Origin of the sequence: Mucilaginibacter sp. 3215 (genome assembly GCF_050433785.1) — a bacterium.
In the GTDB taxonomy this organism is placed as follows: domain Bacteria; phylum Bacteroidota; class Bacteroidia; order Sphingobacteriales; family Sphingobacteriaceae; genus Mucilaginibacter.
In genome coordinates this window covers 467483-488587 of sequence record NZ_JBNPWO010000001.1, presented here as the reverse complement: position 1 = coordinate 488587, position 21105 = coordinate 467483, and the positions used below count along the sequence as shown (strand labels likewise).

The 21105-nt window shown below is 43.2% G+C and carries 15 protein-coding genes; 4 read left to right on the top strand and 11 right to left on the bottom strand.

Going from position 1 to position 21105, the window contains the following annotated elements; all coding sequences use genetic code 11:
• Window positions 1-67 precede the first annotated feature (67 nt).
• The gene (locus ABIC84_RS02170) at window positions 68-1210 is read left to right on the top strand and encodes a hypothetical protein (RefSeq protein WP_429262535.1); all 1143 of its coding nucleotides are present in this window, start codon (window positions 68-70) and stop codon (window positions 1208-1210) included.
• Here the strand turns inward: ABIC84_RS02170 and ABIC84_RS02165 are convergent.
• Window positions 1207-1791: a riboflavin synthase gene (locus ABIC84_RS02165; RefSeq protein WP_373613396.1), complete on the bottom strand. Its 585-nt coding sequence runs from the start codon at window positions 1789-1791 to the stop codon at window positions 1207-1209. The two genes, ABIC84_RS02170 and ABIC84_RS02165, sit on opposite strands and share 4 nt — an antisense overlap.
• Before the next feature lie 86 nt (window positions 1792-1877).
• Window positions 1878-2375, bottom strand: coding sequence for an SRPBCC family protein (locus ABIC84_RS02160; protein WP_175489979.1), 498 nt, complete (start codon window positions 2373-2375; stop codon window positions 1878-1880).
• An 86-nt stretch (window positions 2376-2461) separates the two neighbouring features.
• Between ABIC84_RS02160 and ABIC84_RS02155 the strand changes: the two genes are divergently transcribed.
• A complete protein-coding gene (locus tag ABIC84_RS02155) occupies window positions 2462-2923 on the top strand; it encodes an NUDIX domain-containing protein (RefSeq protein ID WP_429262534.1) in 462 nt (153 codons plus the stop codon).
• On the opposite strand, the gene accC is transcribed toward ABIC84_RS02155, so the two are convergent.
• From accC to ABIC84_RS02130, 5 genes are all read right to left on the bottom strand, one after another.
• The gene (accC, locus tag ABIC84_RS02150) at window positions 2920-4404 is read right to left on the bottom strand and encodes an acetyl-CoA carboxylase biotin carboxylase subunit (RefSeq protein WP_429262533.1); all 1485 of its coding nucleotides are present in this window, start codon (window positions 4402-4404) and stop codon (window positions 2920-2922) included. The genes ABIC84_RS02155 and accC overlap by 4 nt on opposite strands.
• A 597-nt stretch (window positions 4405-5001) precedes the next feature.
• Window positions 5002-5487: a c-type cytochrome gene (locus ABIC84_RS02145; protein WP_413319130.1), complete on the bottom strand. Its 486-nt coding sequence runs from the start codon at window positions 5485-5487 to the stop codon at window positions 5002-5004.
• A 421-nt stretch (window positions 5488-5908) separates the two neighbouring features.
• Window positions 5909-6901, bottom strand: a complete 993-nt coding sequence (locus tag ABIC84_RS02140) for a Hint domain-containing protein (RefSeq protein ID WP_429262532.1) — start codon at window positions 6899-6901, stop codon at window positions 5909-5911.
• A 118-nt stretch (window positions 6902-7019) separates the two neighbouring features.
• Window positions 7020-8189: a pyridoxal phosphate-dependent aminotransferase gene (locus ABIC84_RS02135; protein ID WP_429262531.1), complete on the bottom strand. Its 1170-nt coding sequence runs from the start codon at window positions 8187-8189 to the stop codon at window positions 7020-7022.
• 32 nt (window positions 8190-8221) lie between these two features.
• On the bottom strand, window positions 8222-9805 hold the full coding sequence (locus tag ABIC84_RS02130) for an FAD-dependent oxidoreductase (protein ID WP_429262530.1): 1584 nt from the start codon (window positions 9803-9805) through the stop codon (window positions 8222-8224).
• Window positions 9806-10239: 434 nt separating this feature from the next.
• Between ABIC84_RS02130 and ABIC84_RS02125 the strand changes: the two genes are divergently transcribed.
• Window positions 10240-10596, top strand: coding sequence for a BlaI/MecI/CopY family transcriptional regulator (locus ABIC84_RS02125; protein WP_426586857.1), 357 nt, complete (start codon window positions 10240-10242; stop codon window positions 10594-10596).
• An 11-nt stretch (window positions 10597-10607) separates the two neighbouring features.
• Window positions 10608-12464 carry a M56 family metallopeptidase gene (locus tag ABIC84_RS02120; protein ID WP_429262529.1) on the top strand — a complete coding sequence of 619 codons (1857 nt, stop codon included), beginning with the start codon at window positions 10608-10610 and terminating at the stop codon, window positions 12462-12464.
• Between the two features lie 115 nt (window positions 12465-12579).
• Here the strand turns inward: ABIC84_RS02120 and ABIC84_RS02115 are convergent, their stop codons facing one another.
• The 4 genes from ABIC84_RS02115 to ABIC84_RS02100 form a co-directional block, all read right to left on the bottom strand.
• Window positions 12580-13665, bottom strand: a complete 1086-nt coding sequence (locus ABIC84_RS02115; protein WP_429262528.1) for a DNA topoisomerase IB — start codon at window positions 13663-13665, stop codon at window positions 12580-12582.
• 666 nt (window positions 13666-14331) lie between these two features.
• Window positions 14332-16608 carry a GH92 family glycosyl hydrolase gene (locus ABIC84_RS02110; RefSeq protein ID WP_429262527.1) on the bottom strand — a complete coding sequence of 759 codons (2277 nt, stop codon included), beginning with the start codon at window positions 16606-16608 and terminating at the stop codon, window positions 14332-14334.
• A 67-nt stretch (window positions 16609-16675) separates the two neighbouring features.
• Entirely contained in the window at window positions 16676-18793 is a 2118-nt protein-coding gene (locus ABIC84_RS02105) for an alpha-L-fucosidase (RefSeq protein WP_429262526.1), read from the bottom strand.
• 17 nt (window positions 18794-18810) lie between these two features.
• Complete coding sequence (locus tag ABIC84_RS02100) at window positions 18811-21105, bottom strand: family 20 glycosylhydrolase (protein WP_429262525.1); 2295 nt, start codon at window positions 21103-21105, stop codon at window positions 18811-18813.

The window sequence follows — 21105 nt, the reverse complement described above, 5'->3', positions numbered from 1 at the left end:
AAAAAATTGTTTCAGATTTGGAATTAACACCTATAACTAATAACTTAGTTTAACTAAATATTTAGTTATGAAAAACCTATTTATAACCCTAATCCTTATCCTATCAGCATCGCAATTATGCGCTCAGCAAACCGCTAATGATTCGCTCCTGCTTGATTATTATCAAAACCAGCGTTTTGCCGACGCAGCAGATTACCTCAAAAAAATATATCCCGAGCCTGTTACCGACATAAAAGTATTGGCTAAACTCGCCTATACTTCCAAAATGGCCTCCCGCCTGCCCGATGCTGAAAACTATTATCAACGTATTTACGCTACTGATACCACCAGCCTAACTAACTTGTATAACATGAGTGAGATCATTAAAAGGCGCGGTAATAATAAAAAAGCGATCGTGTTTGTAAAGAAGATCCTGTTGAAAGATACCACCAACTTTGATGTGTATAAGCAACTGGCAGACCTGTCGCAAAATTTAGGCGATATAGAGGGGAGCATCGTATATCTGCAAAAAGCCAATAAGATCAATCCGCTTAACCCTGATGTGGCGTATGACCTGTCGTCCTTCTTCATCAACCTTAAACTATATGGCAATGCTGAAAATATTATCGACAAAGCACTTGTTGCCGATACTGCCAATTTGCTGCTCCTGAAAGGCAAGGCCCAGGCCTCGTACGCATTAAAAAGATATCCGGTAACTATTGCTATTACTAAAAAACTGATGGATGCAGGTGAGCAGGCCGGCAGTATTGTATCCATGCTGGCCACTTCTTATTTCATGACCGGCAACTATCCGGATTGTATTAAAACTTTCAAAACATTGGAGGACGGCAATACCGGCACCGAAGCTTCATACTATTATACAGCCATGAGCTACAAAGCCCTGCACAATAACTCAAAAGCGATAACTTACCTGGATAAGGCCATTGAAGAGGCCATATCTACGGGGGTGAGCTCTTATTACAGTGAAAAAGGTGATTCGCACGACAGGCTGCACCAGCTTAAAAATGCAGTTCAAGCTTACCAGAAAAGCTTGCTTTATAAACCGGACCCTATTACCTATTATGCCCTTGCAACCCTGTATGATACCGAACTGAAGAATAAGGCAACAGCTATTAAGTACTATAAAAAGTACCTGGCAAGCAAACCAAAAGAGTCACAAAAAACTTATATCGCTTACTCCAAACAGCGCATTAAATCATTAGGGATTTAGCGTTGCATCAAGCGGGCAACGTATTTGCCTATGATATCGAACTCAAGGTTAACCTGGCTGCCAACTTGCACATTGTGCAGGTTGGTATGCTCAAATGTATACGGAATAATAGCTACAGAAAAACTATTGGCATGCGAATTAACCACGGTTAGGCTGATACCATTTACACAGATAGATCCTTTTTCTACGGTTACATTGCCGCTTGCTGCATCATATTCAAAGGTATATTCCCAACTGCCGTCAAGTTCTTTAAATGCGGTACAAACAGCCACCTGGTCAACATGGCCCTGAACAATGTGGCCATCGAGCCGGGCATTCATTTGCATGCAGCGTTCCAGGTTTATTGGGTCGCCAACTTTGAGCTGGGAAAGATTGGTTTTATTTAAGGTTTCCTCAATCGCGGTTACCACGTGCAAACCATCGGCTAAAGCTACCACGGTAAGGCATACACCATTGTGCGCTACCGATTGATCGATTTTAAGCTCGTGCGATATAGCCGATTCTACTGTAATATTAAGGTTGCCTTTTTCCTGCTGCAGATCGGTGATCTTCCCTAAAGTTTCTATAATTCCTGTAAACATATGCTTCCCGGCCCGTTGAACGGGGCTATTTTGATTGGTTCAAAGCTAAAATATTTTGCACTATGGTTTGTCAGCAGTAAATGAAATTATTTGAAACTTGAGAACAGGTCTTTACGCTTATTACGAAGATCTTTGCCACCCTCCAGCACCGATTTCAGGTTGGCCAGATAAAATGTCCAGCCAAGTTGGCATTGCACATAAAGGTTTTTTTCGGGGTCTGCTTCTTCGGGGATGTTTTCCTGCACCAGTTCAACAATAACAACGCCCAGTTTAGCAGTGATAGATACACTCACTATACTGCCGCCTGTAAAAGTAAATTTTATAAAATCGGCGCCGTTGGCTTCCAGCACCTGTCCGTTTTCAGAAATGGTATCATCAAACCCATGCCAATGCCAGGTATAAGTATCCTCTTTTTTTATAAACTCCTGCGGTTCGCGCTGACGGCCTGCTATGGCAAAAAAATCAGCCTTACGCAAAAACCAGGTTTCCAGGCCTTCGGGAGTAGCCCAGGCTTCATACATACTGCGTACGTCCGTATCAACATCAGCAGTTACTTTAAATTTGCTCCATCTGTTGTCTGCCATAATAATTGTATATCGGTTTGGGGCGTTTGTATCAAAAATAACAATTATAATTAAGCCTTTCATTAACTTGCCTTTAAATCTTAAACATGCCAAAGCAAAGCGCAGGGATCTTATTATACCGTAAAGCAGCTCATGGTTTGCAGGTATTTCTTGTACATCCGGGCGGGCCGTTCTTTAAAAACAAAGATGAAGGCTCGTGGTCGGTACCCAAAGGTGAATATCTTCCCGATGAAGATCCCCTGATGGCGGCAAAGCGTGAATTTCAGGAAGAAACCGGGCATGAAATAACCGGGGATTTTATTGCGTTGAACGCTATCAAACAAAAGGGGGGTAAAACGGTACTGGCCTGGGCTGTTGAAGGCTGTATTGATCCGGGAAATATCAAAAGCAATACATTTGAAATAGAATGGCCGCCGCGTTCAGGAAAAAAACAAACTTTTGATGAAATTGATCGTGGCGAATGGTTTGATATGGCTACAGCAAAAATAAAGATCAACCCTGCTCAGGCAGCTTTGATAGATGAACTGGCCGCGATCAACAATTATTAAATCTGCTTCCTGTTCTTGATCCAGTTGCTTGAGTTAGCTACCTCCACCGGAGCTGCAATTGAAACCTTTTTTTTGCTCAAGAGCTGTTCCATTACCATTGCTGCTACTATAGCTTCATCCTCGCGACTTTCGCGCAGCACCTCGGGCGAAAAATATTTTTTTACAAAATGGGTATCAAAATTGCCAGAGGTAAAAGCTTCGTGCTGCATTACAAAACGGCCGAAACCGAGGGTGGTAGTAATACCGGTGATTTGATATTCATCTATAGCCCTTATCATCCGCTCAATAGCTTCAGCACGGGTATCCGCAAAGGTTATCAGCTTGGCTATCATCGGGTCGTAATAAATGGGAATCTCCATGCCTTGCTCAAACCCATCGTCTACCCGCACGCCGGGCCCTTTGGGCGTTATATAAGTTTGCAGCGTACCAATATCTGGCAGGAAATTATTGACCGGATCTTCGGCATAAACACGCAGTTCGATGGCATGACCATGAATCTTCAGATCTTCCTGTTTAAAACTAATAGCCCCGCCCCTTGCAATTTTAATTTGCTCCTTTACCAGGTCAATACCGGTTATCAGTTCCGTAACAGGGTGCTCAACCTGTAAACGGGTATTCATTTCCAGGAAATAAAAATTTAACCCTTCATCCATGATAAACTCAACCGTACCCGCTCCTGTATAATTTACAGACCGGGCTACATCAACCGCACAACGCCCCATCTTTTCCCTGATTTCAGGCGTTAATATTGCCGATGGAGCCTCTTCAACTACTTTTTGATGGCGGCGCTGTACCGAGCAGTCGCGCTCAAACAGGTGCACGATATTACCATGCGTATCGCCAAGTACCTGGATCTCGATGTGTTTGGGTGACGATACATAGCGCTCAATGAAAACAGAGCCGTCGCCAAAGGCTGAGGTAGCTTCAGATACCGCTAACTGCATCTGCTCTTCAAAGTCTGCCGGGCTTTCAACAATGCGCATCCCTTTACCCCCGCCCCCCGCAGCCGCTTTGATCAATATTGGAAAACCTACCTCAATAGCCCGTTTTTTAGCTTCGTTAACATCAGTAATAGCTTCCTCCGTTCCGGGCACCATCGGTATATTATACCTGAGTGCCGCAGCTTTGGCCGCTAACTTGTTACCCATTACTTCCATGGCCTCGGGAGAAGGGCCAATAAGAATAAGTCCCGAATCCTTAACCAGCCTGGCAAAACCGGCATTTTCGCTCAAAAACCCATATCCCGGGTGGATACCTTCGGCCCCGGTTTGCTTACATGCAGCTATGATCTTTTCCCCAACAAGATAGGATTGACTGGATGGAGCTTCCCCGATATTTACAGCCTCATCGGCATAGCGCACGTGCAGGGCATCCCGATCAGCATGTGAGTAAACCGCAACGGTTTTAATACCCATTTCGCGCGCCGAGCGCATAATTCGTAAAGCTATTTCTCCACGGTTGGCAACCAGTATTTTCTGCATAAAACAAATGTAATTGATTTACACAAAAAGATACTATATACCCAATGCTTATAAAACGATTGAAATATTATTTGGGTGCCCACCTGTAGGTTTTACGGGAGCACTTATAACAGATATATTTTTTAAAGGGTAAACCCAACAATAAAAATTTGGCAAGGCTGCTCCGTTTGATACGGCTCAACCGGTTTTTGCAATTCCGGCAAAATAAATCGCTGGAATTTGTTGAGATATTAGCTTGCTCCTGTGGCTTAATCCGAAACTCAGCAGTCATTTATTAATTATGATAATATTAAAGGTTACAATAATTAGTCCCCGGTTTCATAAATCAAACATCGCAAATTTGATCATAGATCAACCAGCAATTCCTAAATAAAACCAACGAATCTTTATCGTGTATAAAGATCGTTACCAAGCATGAATTTTTCATGAATACAGTTTGAAGCTATCTGTCAAAAAGGATAAATATTCAACAGTTAAATACAAAATCCTTAACCTAATTTTTACTTTGCAGGTAAACACAGCTGATAATAACGCTATAAAACAAAAATGCCCCTGGGATTACCAAAGGCATTTTAATTATACTAATACACTTGTTAATTATGGCTTAGTTGGCGCAGGGCTGCCCGGAGCAGGACCAGCAGGCGGCGGACCAGGCTGACCACCCGGACCTTTTCCGTCAGGTACCATAACCTCAGGATGAGCTGTACCACGGTGACAGGTATTGCAGTTAACACCACTTTGCATAATCATGCCTAAAGAATCCTTTTTGGCATGAAAATACTTCTGGTTAATTTTGTTCATCATTTTATACATATCGCGCGCCATTGCTTTTTCAGGCTTGGCATCGCTTGCCCAATCCATCTTTTTAGTTTCTTCATTACGGGCATGGCAAAAGTTGCAATGTACACCTAATGAATGCTCCCAATCTTCCATAACCTTGTGCAGGTTCTCGCCCGAAATGTTTTTTGGCAAAACCTTAAGATTTTTAAAACCTTCGTCCTGTGGTTTAATGTTGGTCATTGCGCCAAACACTACTATGGATAGCAGACCGAGTGTAACTAATAATTTTTTGTTAACAGGCATAATTGTCATGTTTAAGTCATCTAAATTAAATCATTGGTTTTAATGTTGCAACATTTTTAAGCAAATGATTGAATTATTCACGGTAACTTCATTATTACAGAAGCATGTTTCGCGATAGTTATCCCGGCCGGACTACGCATTGCTGCCGACATTGTTAAGAAACTAAGTATTTTAGGAATAACTGAAGGTTCCTCCACGAGTTTAAGTTTGCTCACAAAATTGCTTGTCGTTTAAACAACAAGTCGTCGTGTTTTGCCCCTCTGGGGCAAAGGGTGTTCTATAACTTTACGAGCTACAAACCTTTTGCACCTCTGGTGCATCTGTCCTTGGGCAATTAATACATGTTTATTAAATTGTAAAATCCCCCAGAGGGGGAACAGGTTTGTAGAAATTGATTAAAGCAGAGAAAGGGAACATTAAATTACTTCTGCATCACCATTACACCGTTCATGAGCAGGGTGCTGCCGCCATCGGCAACAATGTTATATACTCTTTGTACACCGCCCGCGTGTTCTGATTTTTGCAGGACGGTGAAAGTTTCATATTTGCCGGTTTGCTCGTTCAGGCAAAGTACTTCCTGGCCGGTTGCTACCTCTCCTATTTTAATGTTACCTTGTTTGGTTAACATAGGGTGATTAGGAGTTGCCTGTAACACTTTGCTATTCAGTTTTACCTGCCTGCCTTCGGCCGTGTTTTTTGTTTGGGCCGATACCAGTACCAGTTGCGTTAAAGCATAGTTTTTGGCCTCATGTACGGTAAGCTTTTTTACTTTTACAGCGGCACTTTTTTTAGTTAACGGATCAACCGTTATTACCTCATCGCCACTTTTCACGGCTTTAAGCATCTTTTTATCACCATTAGCCATGGTAACCAGTTCTTCACCCGGGAAACAGATGTCATTGCCATAGGTAGCTGCCTCTTCCTTCAGATCCTTACCCGCGTTAAGTGCCTTATATTGTTGAAAGCTAACTTCCTTTGACAGCACGTACGACAGCTTCAGGATAAAGTTCTGCTCCACTTTGTTGATATTATCAATATCCTGAAAATACTGCTCCCAAACTTTAGCATCGGCAGTAAAATCGGGCACGAGGGCTTTGTAAAGCTTGCCTTTTTCGTTGGTATAAAACACCATGAGGCCTATTTCCTGCATACCTTCTTTGGCAACCAGTTTATACAGGTCGATACGTTTTTTCAAGCCGTCGGCCCCGGTTATAAAATAAGGCTTACGGTTTTCATAACGGTCAAGTACGTAGGTATTTTCAAATTTAACGTAGGTGTCATTATCCAAATTAGCAATCGTGAATGATTGCGCCTTTTTATACTCATCCATAGTAAGCGGACGAGGGTTTACAGTTTGCGCCTGGGCAAAGTAAAGTGATGAACTTAGTAGTATTGTTAATGTTAATTTACGCACTTTGTTTTAGAGATTAGAGGTTGGAGATTAGTGATTAGGGAATGGTCAGAAATTGAAAGTTAGGGTTATTTGTATAAAACTATTGAAACCTAACCTCCAATCTCTAACCTCCAATCACTTAAGATAACTGTTTAAACGCATCGGCAAAGGCTTCCATTTCGTCCATGCGGCCAATACTTACGCGGCACCAGTCTTTGCCGTTAAATTGCCAGTTACGAATACCTACGCCGCGCTTCATCATTTCGCCGACAAATTTTTTGCCGTCCATTTTAAGCGGGAACATCACAAAGTTCGCCGATGAGGGGATGTATTCATATCCTTCTTTTTTAAGCACCGAGTACAGATATTCCTTAGAAGCATTTGTTTTTTCCAGGGTTTCTTTCAGAAATGCTTCTTCGCGATAACCCGCTATGGCGGCGGCGAGTGTAGTTGCGCTAATACTCCAGGCCTGGGTAGTATATTTTTCAAATGTTTTGATGGTATCCGGCTGCGATATAATATACCCGAGCCTTAAGCCGGCAAAGCCATAAAGTTTTGAAAAGGTACGTGCAACTATCACATTATTACCCGATTTGACAGAACTTATCATACTTACAGCCTTCGGATCAGGCAGGTAATCTATATAAGCCTCATCGACAAAAACGGTTGTTTTTTTTGATACCCGCTCGCAAAAGGCCTTTAACTTTTCGGTGTCAACCACGGTAGCGGTTGGGTTGTTGGGATTGCATATATAAACCAAACCGGTATTGTCATCAACCTTTGCTTCCATGGCGTCCAGGTCGAGTTTATAATCGGCGGTCAGGGGCACTTTTACCCACTTTCCCTCAAGCGCCTGTGCCCTGCCCGGCAGGTCATCATATGAAGGGTCGCCGGTGATTACGCTTTTACCACCTTTGGTAAAATGCATGGCAGCCGCAAGTAAAAGCGGGGTTGAACCTGCATCCATCAGTATATTATTTGAGTTTACGCCTTCGTATGCAGCAATTTTCCCATAAATCTGGGACAGCTGCATAAAAGGGTACTGATAACTTTTATCAATAGCATCCTGAATGGCTTTTTTAACCGTAGCCGATGGACCAAACGGATTCTCGTTAGCAAGGAGCCTTGCTTTTAATTCAAAGCCTGCATTGGTAATAGCTTCCTGATCGGTTAGGCCGCGGGTTAATGGCTTAAATACACGGGCCGGCATGGCTGCCAGCTTACCAATTGTTCCTGAAAAAAGGGCCAGTCCCCCGGCCATAAATGCGCTGGATTTAATCCAGTTTCTGCGGTTAATTGTACTTGACATGGTGGTGGTATTTAATGTTTTTTAACGTCGTTTTATTTTTGAGCCGGATATTGGGTACGCTGACCTGTAGCCCTTGCATGTACAGCGGCAACTGTGCTCCTGGCCGATTCAAAAGCACCGGCCATCCAGGCATTCAGGTATGTCAAATGCTCACCTGCAAAATATACCTGCTTATCGGGCTTTAACAGTACCGGGTATTGTGTTTTGCGAGTTTCTGTGGTATAAACCGCCCATCCGCCTAAATTATATTTTGTTTTATGCCAGCTTACCGAAAACGAGCTTTCAAACTCCTTGTCATATTGCGGGTGAATCAGCCTGCCTTTTTCCAGCGCGAACTTCTCCCTTTCGGCATAGCCTAAAGCGCCGATCTTTTGCGCTTTTTCGTTAAAGTTATAATATCCAATCAAGATACCCTTTTTTCCCAAATAATCATAACTCGGGTAAAATATTTGCGTTAAATCATTGTTAGTGTGCGTTATACCACCATAAATATGCTCATCCTCCTCCCAAAACCTGCGTTTAAACTGCAGGCCTATTTTGCCCGTTTGATTATAGCTGATATAATCAATAGCACGGCTAACATCGCCGCTAAAATTATTGCTGATATTGCTTAGCACAGGCAGCGGAATGGTGCAGATACACAGGTCGCCATTTAAGGTATGCTCCCCTGTAGCGTCTTTATAAGTTATCTTAACGCCATCAGGCACATTATTAATAGCGGTAACCTCCGCTCCCATTTTAACTGATTGCGCCACTTTCTTTTCCAATGCTTTAGCTATCTGATCCATACCGCCCACGGCCTGGAACATGGTCATCTGCAGTTCATAGGTATATTCGGCCACATTATAAAAATCAGGATCCATCAAACCTGAATGCAACAGATCGGCCAGTTTATGCGGATCAGCAACTTTGCCGGGCATATTACCTGCACCGGGCGATTCCGCATATCCCCGGCGCGCGGAAGCTTTGTACAGTTTATCGATATCCAATCCGCCTTCGGCCTGCAGGTATTCAATGATCTTTTCGCCATCCTCTTTGGTAAAACTGCTGTCGAGACTACCGTGGTCAATACTTTTGGCCAGCATTTCGGTCATATAACCACGGATGTCGTTATGCACCTCCCGTACCTTTATTTTTTTATTGGATAAAGGACCTTTGCCTTCAGCAAAATAATAAGCGCCTTCATTTACGTTATTATAAACCTGAATAGGTATACCCAGTTCTTTACAGTAATGCAACGTTAGCTCATGATTATGCGGAATGCGCGATGGACCTGCATTAAAATATTGACCTGCATCAAAACGGGCTGTAGCGGTGGGTTTATCAATTTCGGTATTGGTGCTACCATTGCGGATACTGAAACAGCGACCGCCGGTACGCTGCCGGGCCTCCAAAATAGTACATTGATAGCCGAGCTTACCAAGCTCGTAGGCACAGGTCATGCCGGCTAAACCCGCGCCTAAAATAATAATGTGTTTGCCTTTGCCGCTGCCCTCAAGGTTGAAAGCATGTGCGGGTGATGGTTTTAACAGGCCAAGGGCAAGCATGGCGGGATATGCTCCGCCAGCCAGCATGGCACCTTTGCTTAAAAAGTCCCTGCGGGTAATAGTTTTCAATAAGCGCGTATTTATGTTTTACAATCAACTCAGGCCTAAATATAGTTTTTTGTTTGCGTTTATGTTAAGCGCAGATCAACTTTTGTTACAGCTTTTATAAAATTAACAGCGTTGTTTTGATGACCGAGGGATTTATGTTAAGATATGGTTGGTGGTTTTATCTAAACTCGAATTCAGTCTGAACTCGAATTTATAGAATTTAATGAATTAACAGAATACTAAGCAAATCAATCAATTCCAATAATTCGTTTAATTCGAGTTCAGACAAGATTCTGTAAATTCTAAAATCCTGTTAATTCTGATTCAGACAACCTCCTAATCACTGATCTCCAGCCACTACCCCCTCCAACCAAACGTTAAATTCTGTTAAAAAGTTAAAATAAATTTGCATTACTACGAATAGTTCGTAGATTTACGAAATAATCGTAAATACAATGGAAAAACTATCGCAACAAGAGGAAGAAGCAATGCAGGCAGTGTGGCAATCGGGCCCGGGATTTATCAAGGATTTTTTAGATCAGCTGGCCGAACCTAAGCCCCCCTACACCACCCTTGCCTCTACCATAAAAAACCTGGAACGTAAAGGATTTTTGAAAAGCGAAAAATTAGGCAACTCATTCCGCTACCTGCCAATGATACAGGAAGAGGAATATAAAAAGCGCTTTATGAGTGGTTTTGTAAGCGACTATTTTCAAAACTCCTATAAAGACCTGGTGACGTTTTTTGCCAACGAAAAAAAGATCAGCGCTACCGACCTGAAAGAGATCATTAAACTCATTGAAAAACAATAAACCTTACAACCATGCCGGCAACATTTGTTTTTTTACTGAAAGTGAACATAGCCCTGCTATTGTTTTGCGCGGGCTATTACCTGGTGCTAAGGCCCCTTACCTTTTATACACTTAACCGGATCTATTTGCTTACGGCTATTCTGTTTGCAAGCATTTACCCGCAGATCAATTTTTCGGCCTTTGTGCAGCGGCACGAGGAACTGGCCAAACCTATGGAGCAAATAGCCATCAACTGGCAGTCGCCGGCTCAGCTGGTAAGCCAGCCGGTTCAAACTTTTGATTATTGGTACTGGCTAAGCATTATATTCTGGACAGGTGCCGGTTTGCTGTTTATTCGGTTGGCAATGCAGCTTTTATCTCTTTTACGATTGTATAAAAACTCCAAACCTCAATACATAGGCGAACATTTGGTAAGGATAATGGATAAGGATGCAGCCCCATTTTCGTTTTGGCGAAGCATTTACGTAAACCCCGCAAAGCATGAGCCTTCCGATTTAAAATCAATCCTGCTGCATGAACAGGTACACGTAAACCAATGGCATACTGCCGACATTTTGTTAGCTGAGCTCAGCAGTATTTTTTATTGGTTCAACCCGGGCATCTGGCTTATTAAGCGGGCGGTAAGGGAAAACATCGAGTTTATTACCGACAGGAAGATCCTTAAAAACGGAATTGACAGTAAAACGTACCAATACAGTTTGGTTAATGTGAGCTTTAATAATAGCCAGCCCAGCATTGTAAACCATTTCAATATTTCAACTATAAAAAAACGGATAATCATGATGAACGCGAAAAGATCGTCGAAACTTAACCTCACCCGCTACGCTTTTGTAGTGCCGGCCGTTATGGCCCTGTTGCTGGTATTCAGCATTTCAAAAGCTGACTTTGCCAAACCGGTGAGGATCACCCTTGCCGCCGCGGTACAACCACTGGCCAGGATCATTAACATCAATGCAGAGGAAATTCCATCTGCAAAACCGGTAAAAGCAGGTAAACCAATTCACAAAACACCTGCTGCAAAACCAATGGTTACACCCGCGGCCGTGCCTCAACCCTCACTTACACCATTAATAGCTATCGCGCCAATGGCCGTCAAACCGGATACTAATAAAGAGCTAAAGATATCTTTTGCATTCATTAAAAAAGATTCTTTGGTATTTGTGATAAATGGCGTGGTATCTACCAGTAAAACCCTCGATCCGACAAAAATCGAGAACATGTATATACTTACCGGCGATAACGCCCGGAAGTTTGTAAAAATTGATGATGACAAACCTGTTAAAGTTGCTTACATAATTACTAAAGACGCTCCTAATAAGGACGAGCTCGAAAAAGATGTACCCAACATTACTTTTAAAAAGGTTAACACCAACCTAAGCGGCTATACTGTGCTAAATGACAATGACAATATTAACGTAGTAACTGTTGGTCCGGTTAGTAAAAGTGGTGGTAAAACTTACAGCAATGTAAAAACTTACATTTCAAAAAACACTACCAGCTCATCAAGCGGAACTGGCAGTAGCAGCATAACCATAAACGGCGTAAAAGCTAAACCAACGGCCCTTTCATACAGCATAAAATCCGATGATGACGCGATAGTGGCAAATGGAGGCGATGTGGTTGTTACCGGCTACGGCAAAAAAGCAAACGTTAAGGCGTTAAACGTAAACGGAATGAGCATTATGACTAATGGCGATAAAGACCCATTAATTGTAATAGACGGTAAAACCAGTTCCACAGAAGCCTTTAAAAAACTTAATCCCGACAAAATAGAAAGCATTTCGATATTGAAAGGCGATGACAGTACGAAAAAATACGGCGATAAAGCCAAAGACGGTGTAGTAGTGATTACCACCCGTAAAAAGTAAAGTAATTGGTTGATTAAGTTGGATTAGGTGAGTAGTTTTATTTCGATAAGATAAGATCAGTTAATATTTAATAGAAATAACCACTCTCTTAAGCAACTTTAAACATAATCAACCTTCAACTGGCCTCGGCCAGTTTTTCCGTTTCCAGTAGGTTGAGTAAGGCTTTCTCAGCAATATTAAGTTCGGCGGCTTTTACCTCTTCGCGTTCATCAAGCTGGCTGATATACTTAAAAATGGTGCCTTCTTCATAACTTTTAATAACCGATGGGTGCACGTAGTACTTTTTGCACACAGTACGTGTGTTCCCAAGGTTTATAGCAACTTCATCCAAAACGCTCACAATCTTCTTTTTGCATTCGGTTATACTATTAAACTCCCCGGCTTCTTTAAAGGCGTATAGCGCACTCACACTGCCGGCCCAGGTACGGAAATCCTTGGCTGTAAAATCCTCGCCGGTTATTTCGTGCAGGTAATTATTGATATCGCCTGAACCAACACTGCAACGGGTTCCATCCTCATTATAGTATTGAAAAAGCTCTTTTCCCGGGATATCCCTGCATTGCTTTACTAAACGGGCCAGCTTGCGGCTCTGGAGCGATACTTTGTGAAACACCCCTTTTTTGCCTTTAAACTCAAATCGTAAATTAGAACCTTCAACCTTTACATGCCTGTTTTGCAAAGTTGTTAAACCAAATGATCCATACAACTTTTTGTACGACTCATTCCCTACCCTGATACTTGTCAATTCCATTAACCTTACCACAAGTGCCACTACCTTTTCATGACCAAGATCACGTCTTGCCAGATCTTTATCTACCTGCTCACGAATTGCCGGTAAGTGCGCGGCGAAAGACTGCATGCGATGATATTTGGATTGATTGCGGATCTGGTTCCAATAGGTGTGGTAACGGTATTGTTTGCGCCCAGCGGCATCTGTACCGGTAAATTGCAGGTGACCGTTTTCATAAGGCGAGATCCAAACGTTGGTATAAGCCGGGGGGATCACCAGCTTGTTAAACCTTGCTATCAGCTCCTTGTCCTTTATAAGGTTACCATCCGCATCATAATAACTCCAGCCCTTTCCCGATTTTTTGCGGGTATATCCCGGCGATGAGTCAGAAACATAACGCAGGCCAACTGCTTTTGCGGTGATCTTGGGATCGCGGCCAATTTTTTCGAGCTTTTTAAGGAGACGGTTCATGTTGAGATAACATGTCAAGGCAAGATTAAGTTTTAATTAGGGATTTATCTTATGGAGATATTTCTGCAAGCTCAAGCGTGCTAACACCGGCCACAAGCTGAATTATTGCAAATCTTTCGCGTAACCCCAACATCTTATTAAACAATTGACAATCAATAATTTATTTTAATAATTTTCAAATTATGTTAACCCTGTTAACCCCCTCCTGCTGCCTGTGTTATCATGCTATCGCATAATTTGATAAATTCTGTTTCATTGGAAAAGGTAAGCAGCCTGCTGGTGCGGTGATAATACCATAAGTGTTCGGAAGAAATAACAGAGCGTGGGATTGTGCGACTCCCTCCTTTGGGAGGGTGCAGGGAGGTGTTTCATTGACGTACTTATTCGTTTGAAATAGCGGATAAACCCCTCCCTGCCACCGCACATTTCCAACACACCCCTCCCAAGGGGGGAATTTGAAATCTTCCGAACACTCATAGTGATAACACCGACCACGCGCAAAAATTAAAAAGGGATGCCGCCGGGCATCCCTTTTTAATTCAATAAACTCATGTCATTGCTGTAAGGTACGAAGCAATTGCATGCTGTACATGGCGGCTCTGCTTCCGTGCGATTGCCGCGCTACGCTCGCAATGACGTAGCAAGATGATCTACTTCCAAGAGGATCTACTTCAACACCGAGACCGCTTTGTTAGCTTCCCCAACGCCCCAAACAGTACCGGGCTTATCGCCCATGGTAATCACCAGTTCACCGCCTTGCATCACATCAGTGTGCTTGATATAAGTTTTGGTGTAATTAGCTCCATTAAGCGTCATGGCCTGGATATACTTATTTTTAGGACCATTATTTTTAACTACTACATGGAATTTCTTGTTTCCCTGCAATTGCAGTGTAGCCTCGTTAACCACCGGGCTGCCAAATACGTACAGGCCGTTAGCCGGGTTAACCGGATAAAAACCAACTGCGGATAACACGTACCAGGCCGACATCTGGCCAACATCTTCGTTACCGATAATACCATCTGGTTTATCTGTATAAAAATCATCAAGGATGAACCTTACCTTTTCGGCTGTCTTCCATGGCTTGCCTGAGTAAGCATAATAGTAGCTCATCGGGTGGCTTGGCTCGTTACCGTGGGCATACTGACCTATCAAACCAGATACATCCGGCGATTTAAATTTGCCCATATCGCCTTGCGCAATAAACAATGAGTCGAGTTTGGTATTGAATTTATCGACACCACCAAGCATATCAATCAAACCTTCTACATCCTGCGGAACAAGGAAGGTGTATTGCCAGCCGTTACCTTCAGTAAAGTCGCCGGTTTCATGGATGGAGATAAACGGGCTGTAAGGAGTGCGCCATGCATCCTGTGACAAACGGCCACGCATAAAACCTGCTTTGGCATCGTAATAGTTTTTATAGTAGGCGCCGCGTTTGCTGAAATAGGCATAGTCTTCAGTTTTGCCCAGCTTTTTAGCTACCTGTGCCAGGCTCCAGTCGTCAATAGCATATTCAAGACCCATCGAAACAGATTCGCGGCTGCTATCGGCCGGGATATAACCATATTTTTTAACGTATTTGATACCACGGTCATCACCCATGGAGGTGGTTTTCATGGCTTCATAAGCTAAATTGGCATCAAAGCCTTTGTAACCTTTTAACAAAGCATCGGCAACAACAGGTACTGCGCTGTAGCCCACCATACAATTGGTTTCGTTAGCCATTAAATGCCACACCGGCAAGCTGCCCTGTTGCTGATAAATGGCCAGCATAGAGTTGATCATATCATTCACATGTTCCGGGTGGATAATGGTTGACAGCGGGTTATTTGAACGGTAAGTATCCCATAATGAAAACGTAGTTACATTATTAAAGCCCTCGTTTTTGTGCACCTTTTTATCGGTTCCCCAGTATTCGCCGTTCACATCGTTAAAGATAGACGGCGCTATCATGGTGTGATAAAAAGCTGTATAAAACTTCTTCATTTGCGATAATGAATCAGCTTTGATCACAATTTTTTGAAACTGCTTATTCCAGGCTGCATCGGCATCTGTAACTACTTTATTGAAATCCCAGCCCGGTATTTCGGCTTTAATGTTTAGCATAGCATTCTCTGCACTTACCGGTGAGATGCCCACCTTGGCATAAACAACTTCGCCTTTGGCAGTAGCAAAGCTGATAACACCTTTCACTTTTACCCCTTTAAGCTCGGTACCTTTTACGTTAGCTGTACTATCATAAACAGCGAAAGTTTTAATAGGCTTTGAAAACACAGCGGTAAAGTAAATACGCTGATCATTTGCCCAGCCTTTTGAAAAACGGTAACCGCAAATGGTGTTTTTATCAACCTGTTTAATATAGGTTTCCATTGGCCTGTCCCAGCCTATACCTTCCTGCAGATCGATGAGGATGTGCGCATCTTTTGTTGCCGGGAAAGTGTACTTATGCATCCCAACGCGGGTACTGGCAGTAAGCTCAACACCGATATCGTATTTTTTAAGTTTTACCTTGTAATAACCTGGTTTTACGACCTCATCCTTGTGGCTGAACAACGACACATAACCACTTTTTAAATTCTTGTTGCTGCCTTTGTATACGTTAATAGCGCCGGTTGTCGGCATGAAGGATATATCGCCTAAATCACCAATGCCCGTACCGCTCAGGTGGGTATGCTGGAAGCCGATGATGGTAGAATCAGAAATGTGATAGCCCGAACACCAGTCCCAGCCCTCAGAAATATTGGTTGGGCCTAACTGTACCGCACCAAAGGGGACACTTGCCCCCACAAAAACGTGACCGTGGAAACCGGTGCCGATGTACGGATCGACATATTGCGTTAAACCGCCGGCCTTTTTCATTGGCTGCGATTGATGCCTTTGTGCCTGGGAGCTTAAATTAACCAGGGCCAGTAAACCGGCCAAAACGAATTGCTTTTTCATTCTTTATTTAAATGATGGTATTGAGGCTTATTTTGTTGCCAATTAAACCTCAATACTTAATAGATTATTAATAAACGCTTAATTCGGCTACGGCAATACCATTGCCTGCAATTACATGCGCGGCTTCAAATTTTAAATAACGTGCGCTAACCTCCTGCTTTAATACTACAGGCTGCTCAATTGGATTCGATTTGATATTTGAGAACTCGCCCGATGCCACCTTTTCCCAGGTTTTGCCATCGTTGCTGATATAAAACACATAGCTATCAACAATGCCCTCGGCTTGCTTATCCTGCCTTGGCAAATAGCCGAATGCTTTTATTTTCTGCTCTTTTCCTAAATCAACGCTGATCTGCTGCGGGAATTGCGCGCTTTCTTTTTTTAGTGTGCTGTAAAGACTACCGGTATTTTCATCAAAGGCATTTTCGGCCTTGTTCCATTGGTCATTAGCCGCAGTGGCATCCAGTACTTTCCAATCGGTTTTAGCAAAGCCGAATTCCGCGTAAGTACTTTCGCTTTGGTGCTCCTTACCTTCAAAGCTGCGGGCTTTGACTACTCCGCCTTCATTAAGCGTAAACGGTTTACTGTAAACCGGCGAATTTAGCGTTGGCTCGTGCCCGTCAAGCGTATAGCGGATAGCGCTTACCGGCGCTTCGGTAGTAATGCTTATCTCGCCTTTTTTATTGCGGGATATCTTTGGCGCAGTTAAATGTACCGGCTCTTTATAAATCCCGAAATCACTCAAGGTAATAGCCACCGGCGAAGCAGTAATCTTCAGCCTTAACTTGCTTGCAGTTATATTTTGCGTTAAACGGATCAGCCTGTTACCGCCAATGCTGGTAGCTTCACCTATTTGTTCCCACTTGCCATTTAAGTAAGCATCTACAGCAACAGCTTCAATACGCTGCCCAAGCTTAATATTTTCGCGCAGGCGGATCACGTTAAATGTTTTTGGCGAATGCAGATCGATAGTTAATTCAGGAGTAGTCACCTTATCGTCAGTTGCCCAATAGCTGTAACGGTTGTCATCTACTAAAAACTGCGGACCGAACTTGGCTTTGTTACCGCCACGCACATTACTTGCCGTTAACGTTGCGCCTTTTGCCAAATTAACCGCGAAGGTTTGTTTAAGAAGGTTACCGAACTCGGTTAATGATTTTACGTCGATCTCATTAATAATACCACGCTGGTCGGGAGATAAGCCCAAATCAAGCGCTGCACCACGGCCTACGCTTTTGTAATACAGATCAAGCAAGGTATAAGGCGATTTTACACCTTCATCCTGTGTTTTATGATAAAACCATCCCGGGCGTAACGACACGTCGCATTCGGCAGGCATCCAGTACTTACCGTTACGGGTACCTTCGTTGCCTTCATAATCTTTCACATAACCATTGGCAGGTGCTTTGCCCTCATCAGGAGCATGTGGCGTATAGGTTGCCCAGCAGGTTTCGCCTGCATGGCCTTCCTCGTTGCCAACCCAGCGCACATCCGGACCAACATCGCCAAATAAAACAGCATTCGGTTGAAGTTTACGTGTAATGGCCCAGGTAGTATCCCAGCCATAATAAGTTGAACGATCTATTTTTCTTACTTCGCGCTTGCCACCATAATAGCCATCGCCGCCGTTAGCACCATCATGCCATGAAATAAACAACGGACCGTAATTGGTATACAACTCTTTCAATTGCGCACGATATGTCTTCACATATTCTGCAGTACCGTAGTTAGGATTGTTTCTGTCCCACGGCGAGCAGTATACCCCCAGTTTCATGCCCAGCTTATCGCAGGCTTCGCGGTATTCTTTCAACATATCCCCCTTGCCATTTTTATAGGGGCTTTTAGTGATATTATGCTCCGTAGTTTTAGTTGGCCAAATGCAAAAACCATCGTGGTGTTTTGCAACCACAACTACGCCCTTAAAGCCTCCTGCTTTTGCGGCGGCTACAATTTGCAAAGCACTAAACTGTGACGGATTAAAAATCTTCGGATCTTCATCGCCAAAGCCCCACTCCTTGTTGGTGTAGGTATCCACCCCATAGTGGATAATGCAATACATACCTGTTTCCTGCCAATTAAGCTGTCCTTGAGTAGGTAACACACCATAAGGTTTGGGTGCCGTTTGACTAAAACCATTTAAGCCGGCGGTCAATAACAATAAGGCAATGCCTGTAAACTTCTTCATAATTGGTTATTAGATAATTAGTTTTTAAGCCATGATGACGGCACATCCTGCGGGGCCGAGCCATTAACACTATATTTTAGCAACAGTTTAAAGCCGCCGCCACCTTCAATAAAATCAAGCTTAAACGGATGCGCACCGATTTTTAGCGCGACTTGTCCGCTGCGTTCCTGAGCCGAGTGATTACCATCGTTATCCACAACAGTTTTATCGCCAATGTACAGTACACCGCCATCATCGCAGGTTAAATAAAAGCTGTAAATACCGTCAGTTGGCACATCAATGTAACCTTTGTAGGTGATACCAAACGATGGTGCTTTAACTGTAGCAGGCACTTCTATCTTATCGGTAGTGAAAGTGCTGTCAACTTTCGCATCTTGCATTAAGGCAGTCTTTTTGAAAAAAGCCTTGTAATAAGTAGCTGTAAGTCCGGGTTTTGGCGGGGCGATTTTTACCGGGCCAAGCATTTGCTGTTGTGTGTAGTTCAGGTTATAAACGTCACCACGGGTACCGGTTGGTGTAAAAGCGGCAATCCTTACCAATTGTGATTTAGAGATAGTTAATGGCGATGGCAACACCGGCGATTTGGCATCAGGCAGCGTGCCATCCGTAGTGTAACGAATAGTCAGGCCCGGCAATGGAGACACGATGCTCAACTTACCTTCGTCTGTGAAAACATATTGATTAAGCAAATTTGGAAGATCAGGCAAACGATAGTTAACCTTCATGGCGTCCATACGTTTGTATTGCTCTGTTAAACGCTGCAAGTATGAATCGTATTCACTTTCCTTATGCGTCCACAGCATTTCAGACAATGCGGTCATGCGCGGCATATACATATAATCCGCGCGTTTTTCAGACGGGATCATTTCTGACCAGAGATTAGCCTGTGCGCCAATGATTGATTTTGCTTCTTCGGCATTCAGCACTTTTGGTACCGGGTTAAAGTGATATACCTTGCTAACAGAATACTGATCTGGCTGGTTATCAAAATAAAGCGGTTCGCCGGGCGTCATGATCACAGTATTGCCATTCTTCACAGCTTTAACCGGTGCATCAGGAACCCATGTGCGCCAGTACATAATAATAGCTGTTGGGCTAATGCCTCCTTCAATTACCTCGTCCCAACCAATCAGTTTGCGGCCTTTCGAGTTGAAGAATTTCTCCATGCGGTTGATGAAGTAGCTATGCAATCCGGCCAGATCTTTGATACCTTCTTTGGCCATTAAAGCTTTACAGGCATCTGATTTGCCCCAGTTTGTGCGGTCAACCTCATCACCGCCGATGTGAATGTATTTTGAAGGGAAGATCTGCATGATCTCGGTAAATACATTCTCGGCAAATTCAAAAGTACTTTCGTTACATGGACAAATGGGTTTGGTGAACAATTCGCCCCATTTATTTTCGCCATCGCAGGTTAAAAAAGGATATGAATTAATGGCAGCCATCATATGTCCCGGCATATCTATTTCCGGAACAATATCGATATGTCTTGCTGCTGCGTAAGCTACCACGCCTTTCATTTCATCCTGGGTATAAAAACCGCCGTATAATGTTTTACCATTTTTTTGGATGATGTGCTCTTTATCGATCACAAAATCAGGATTATCCTTAGCCTTTTTCATACAGGCCGAATCCTGGTTATTGAATGTACGCCATGCACCGGCTTCAGTAAGCAGCGGGTATTTTTTTATTTCGATGCGCCAGCCCTGATCATCGGTTAAGTGCAGGTGCAGCTTATTCATTTTGTACAAAGCCATCCGGTCGATAAACTTTTTCAGATAGCTCACTGAGAAAAAATGCCTCGATACATCCAAATGCATACCGCGCCATCCGTAAACCGGTGCATCTTCAATAGCTACAACCGGTAAAGACAATTGCTTTTGCACAACACCGGCTTCAATACCAACAGGCAATAACTGATGAATAGTTTCTACCGCGTGAAACACACCGGCCGGGTCTTTTGCACGGATAACAACCTGCTCCTTAGTAACGCTCATACGATACGCTTCAGGAGCAGTTATACTTGCGTCATAAACCAGGTTAATAGCGTGAACTTTCTTTACCTTGCTTATTTCAATAAGCTTACCTAAACCTTTACGCAACATATCTTTCAAGGCATAAGCCTCGGTATTAAAAGCATTGGAAGTTACTATGCCGGTTTTTGATGTTATAGTAAATGAACCTTCACCAGCTGTTAATTGAGCCGGGTAAGGGATCAACGGAAATTTTGCCGCTGTTTCCTGAGCACTAACAGCACCTGTACAGATAAAGGCCAATGCCGCTGCTGACAAATATTTTGAAATAGTATTCAT

Excerpts from the sequence above, each read along its gene's own strand:
- ABIC84_RS02100 (WP_429262525.1), bottom strand. The coding sequence starts at position 21,105 with ATGAATACTATTTCAAAATATTTGTCAGCAGCGGCATTGGCCTTTATC.
- ABIC84_RS02165 (WP_373613396.1), bottom strand. The coding sequence starts at position 1,791 with ATGTTTACAGGAATTATAGAAACTTTAGGGAAGATCACCGATCTGCAG.
- ABIC84_RS02135 (WP_429262531.1), bottom strand. The coding sequence starts at position 8,189 with ATGTCAAGTACAATTAACCGCAGAAACTGGATTAAATCCAGCGCATTT.
- ABIC84_RS02155 (WP_429262534.1), top strand. The coding sequence starts at position 2,462 with ATGCCAAAGCAAAGCGCAGGGATCTTATTATACCGTAAAGCAGCTCAT.
- ABIC84_RS02115 (WP_429262528.1), bottom strand. The coding sequence starts at position 13,665 with ATGAACCGTCTCCTTAAAAAGCTCGAAAAAATTGGCCGCGATCCCAAG.
- ABIC84_RS02145 (WP_413319130.1), bottom strand. The coding sequence starts at position 5,487 with ATGCCTGTTAACAAAAAATTATTAGTTACACTCGGTCTGCTATCCATA.
- ABIC84_RS02105 (WP_429262526.1), bottom strand. The coding sequence starts at position 18,793 with ATGAAGAAGTTTACAGGCATTGCCTTATTGTTATTGACCGCCGGCTTA.
- ABIC84_RS02170 (WP_429262535.1), top strand. The coding sequence starts at position 68 with ATGAAAAACCTATTTATAACCCTAATCCTTATCCTATCAGCATCGCAA.
- ABIC84_RS02160 (WP_175489979.1), bottom strand. The coding sequence starts at position 2,375 with ATGGCAGACAACAGATGGAGCAAATTTAAAGTAACTGCTGATGTTGAT.
- accC (WP_429262533.1), bottom strand. The coding sequence starts at position 4,404 with ATGCAGAAAATACTGGTTGCCAACCGTGGAGAAATAGCTTTACGAATT.
- ABIC84_RS02125 (WP_426586857.1), top strand. The coding sequence starts at position 10,240 with ATGGAAAAACTATCGCAACAAGAGGAAGAAGCAATGCAGGCAGTGTGG.
- ABIC84_RS02110 (WP_429262527.1), bottom strand. The coding sequence starts at position 16,608 with ATGAAAAAGCAATTCGTTTTGGCCGGTTTACTGGCCCTGGTTAATTTA.
- ABIC84_RS02120 (WP_429262529.1), top strand. The coding sequence starts at position 10,608 with ATGCCGGCAACATTTGTTTTTTTACTGAAAGTGAACATAGCCCTGCTA.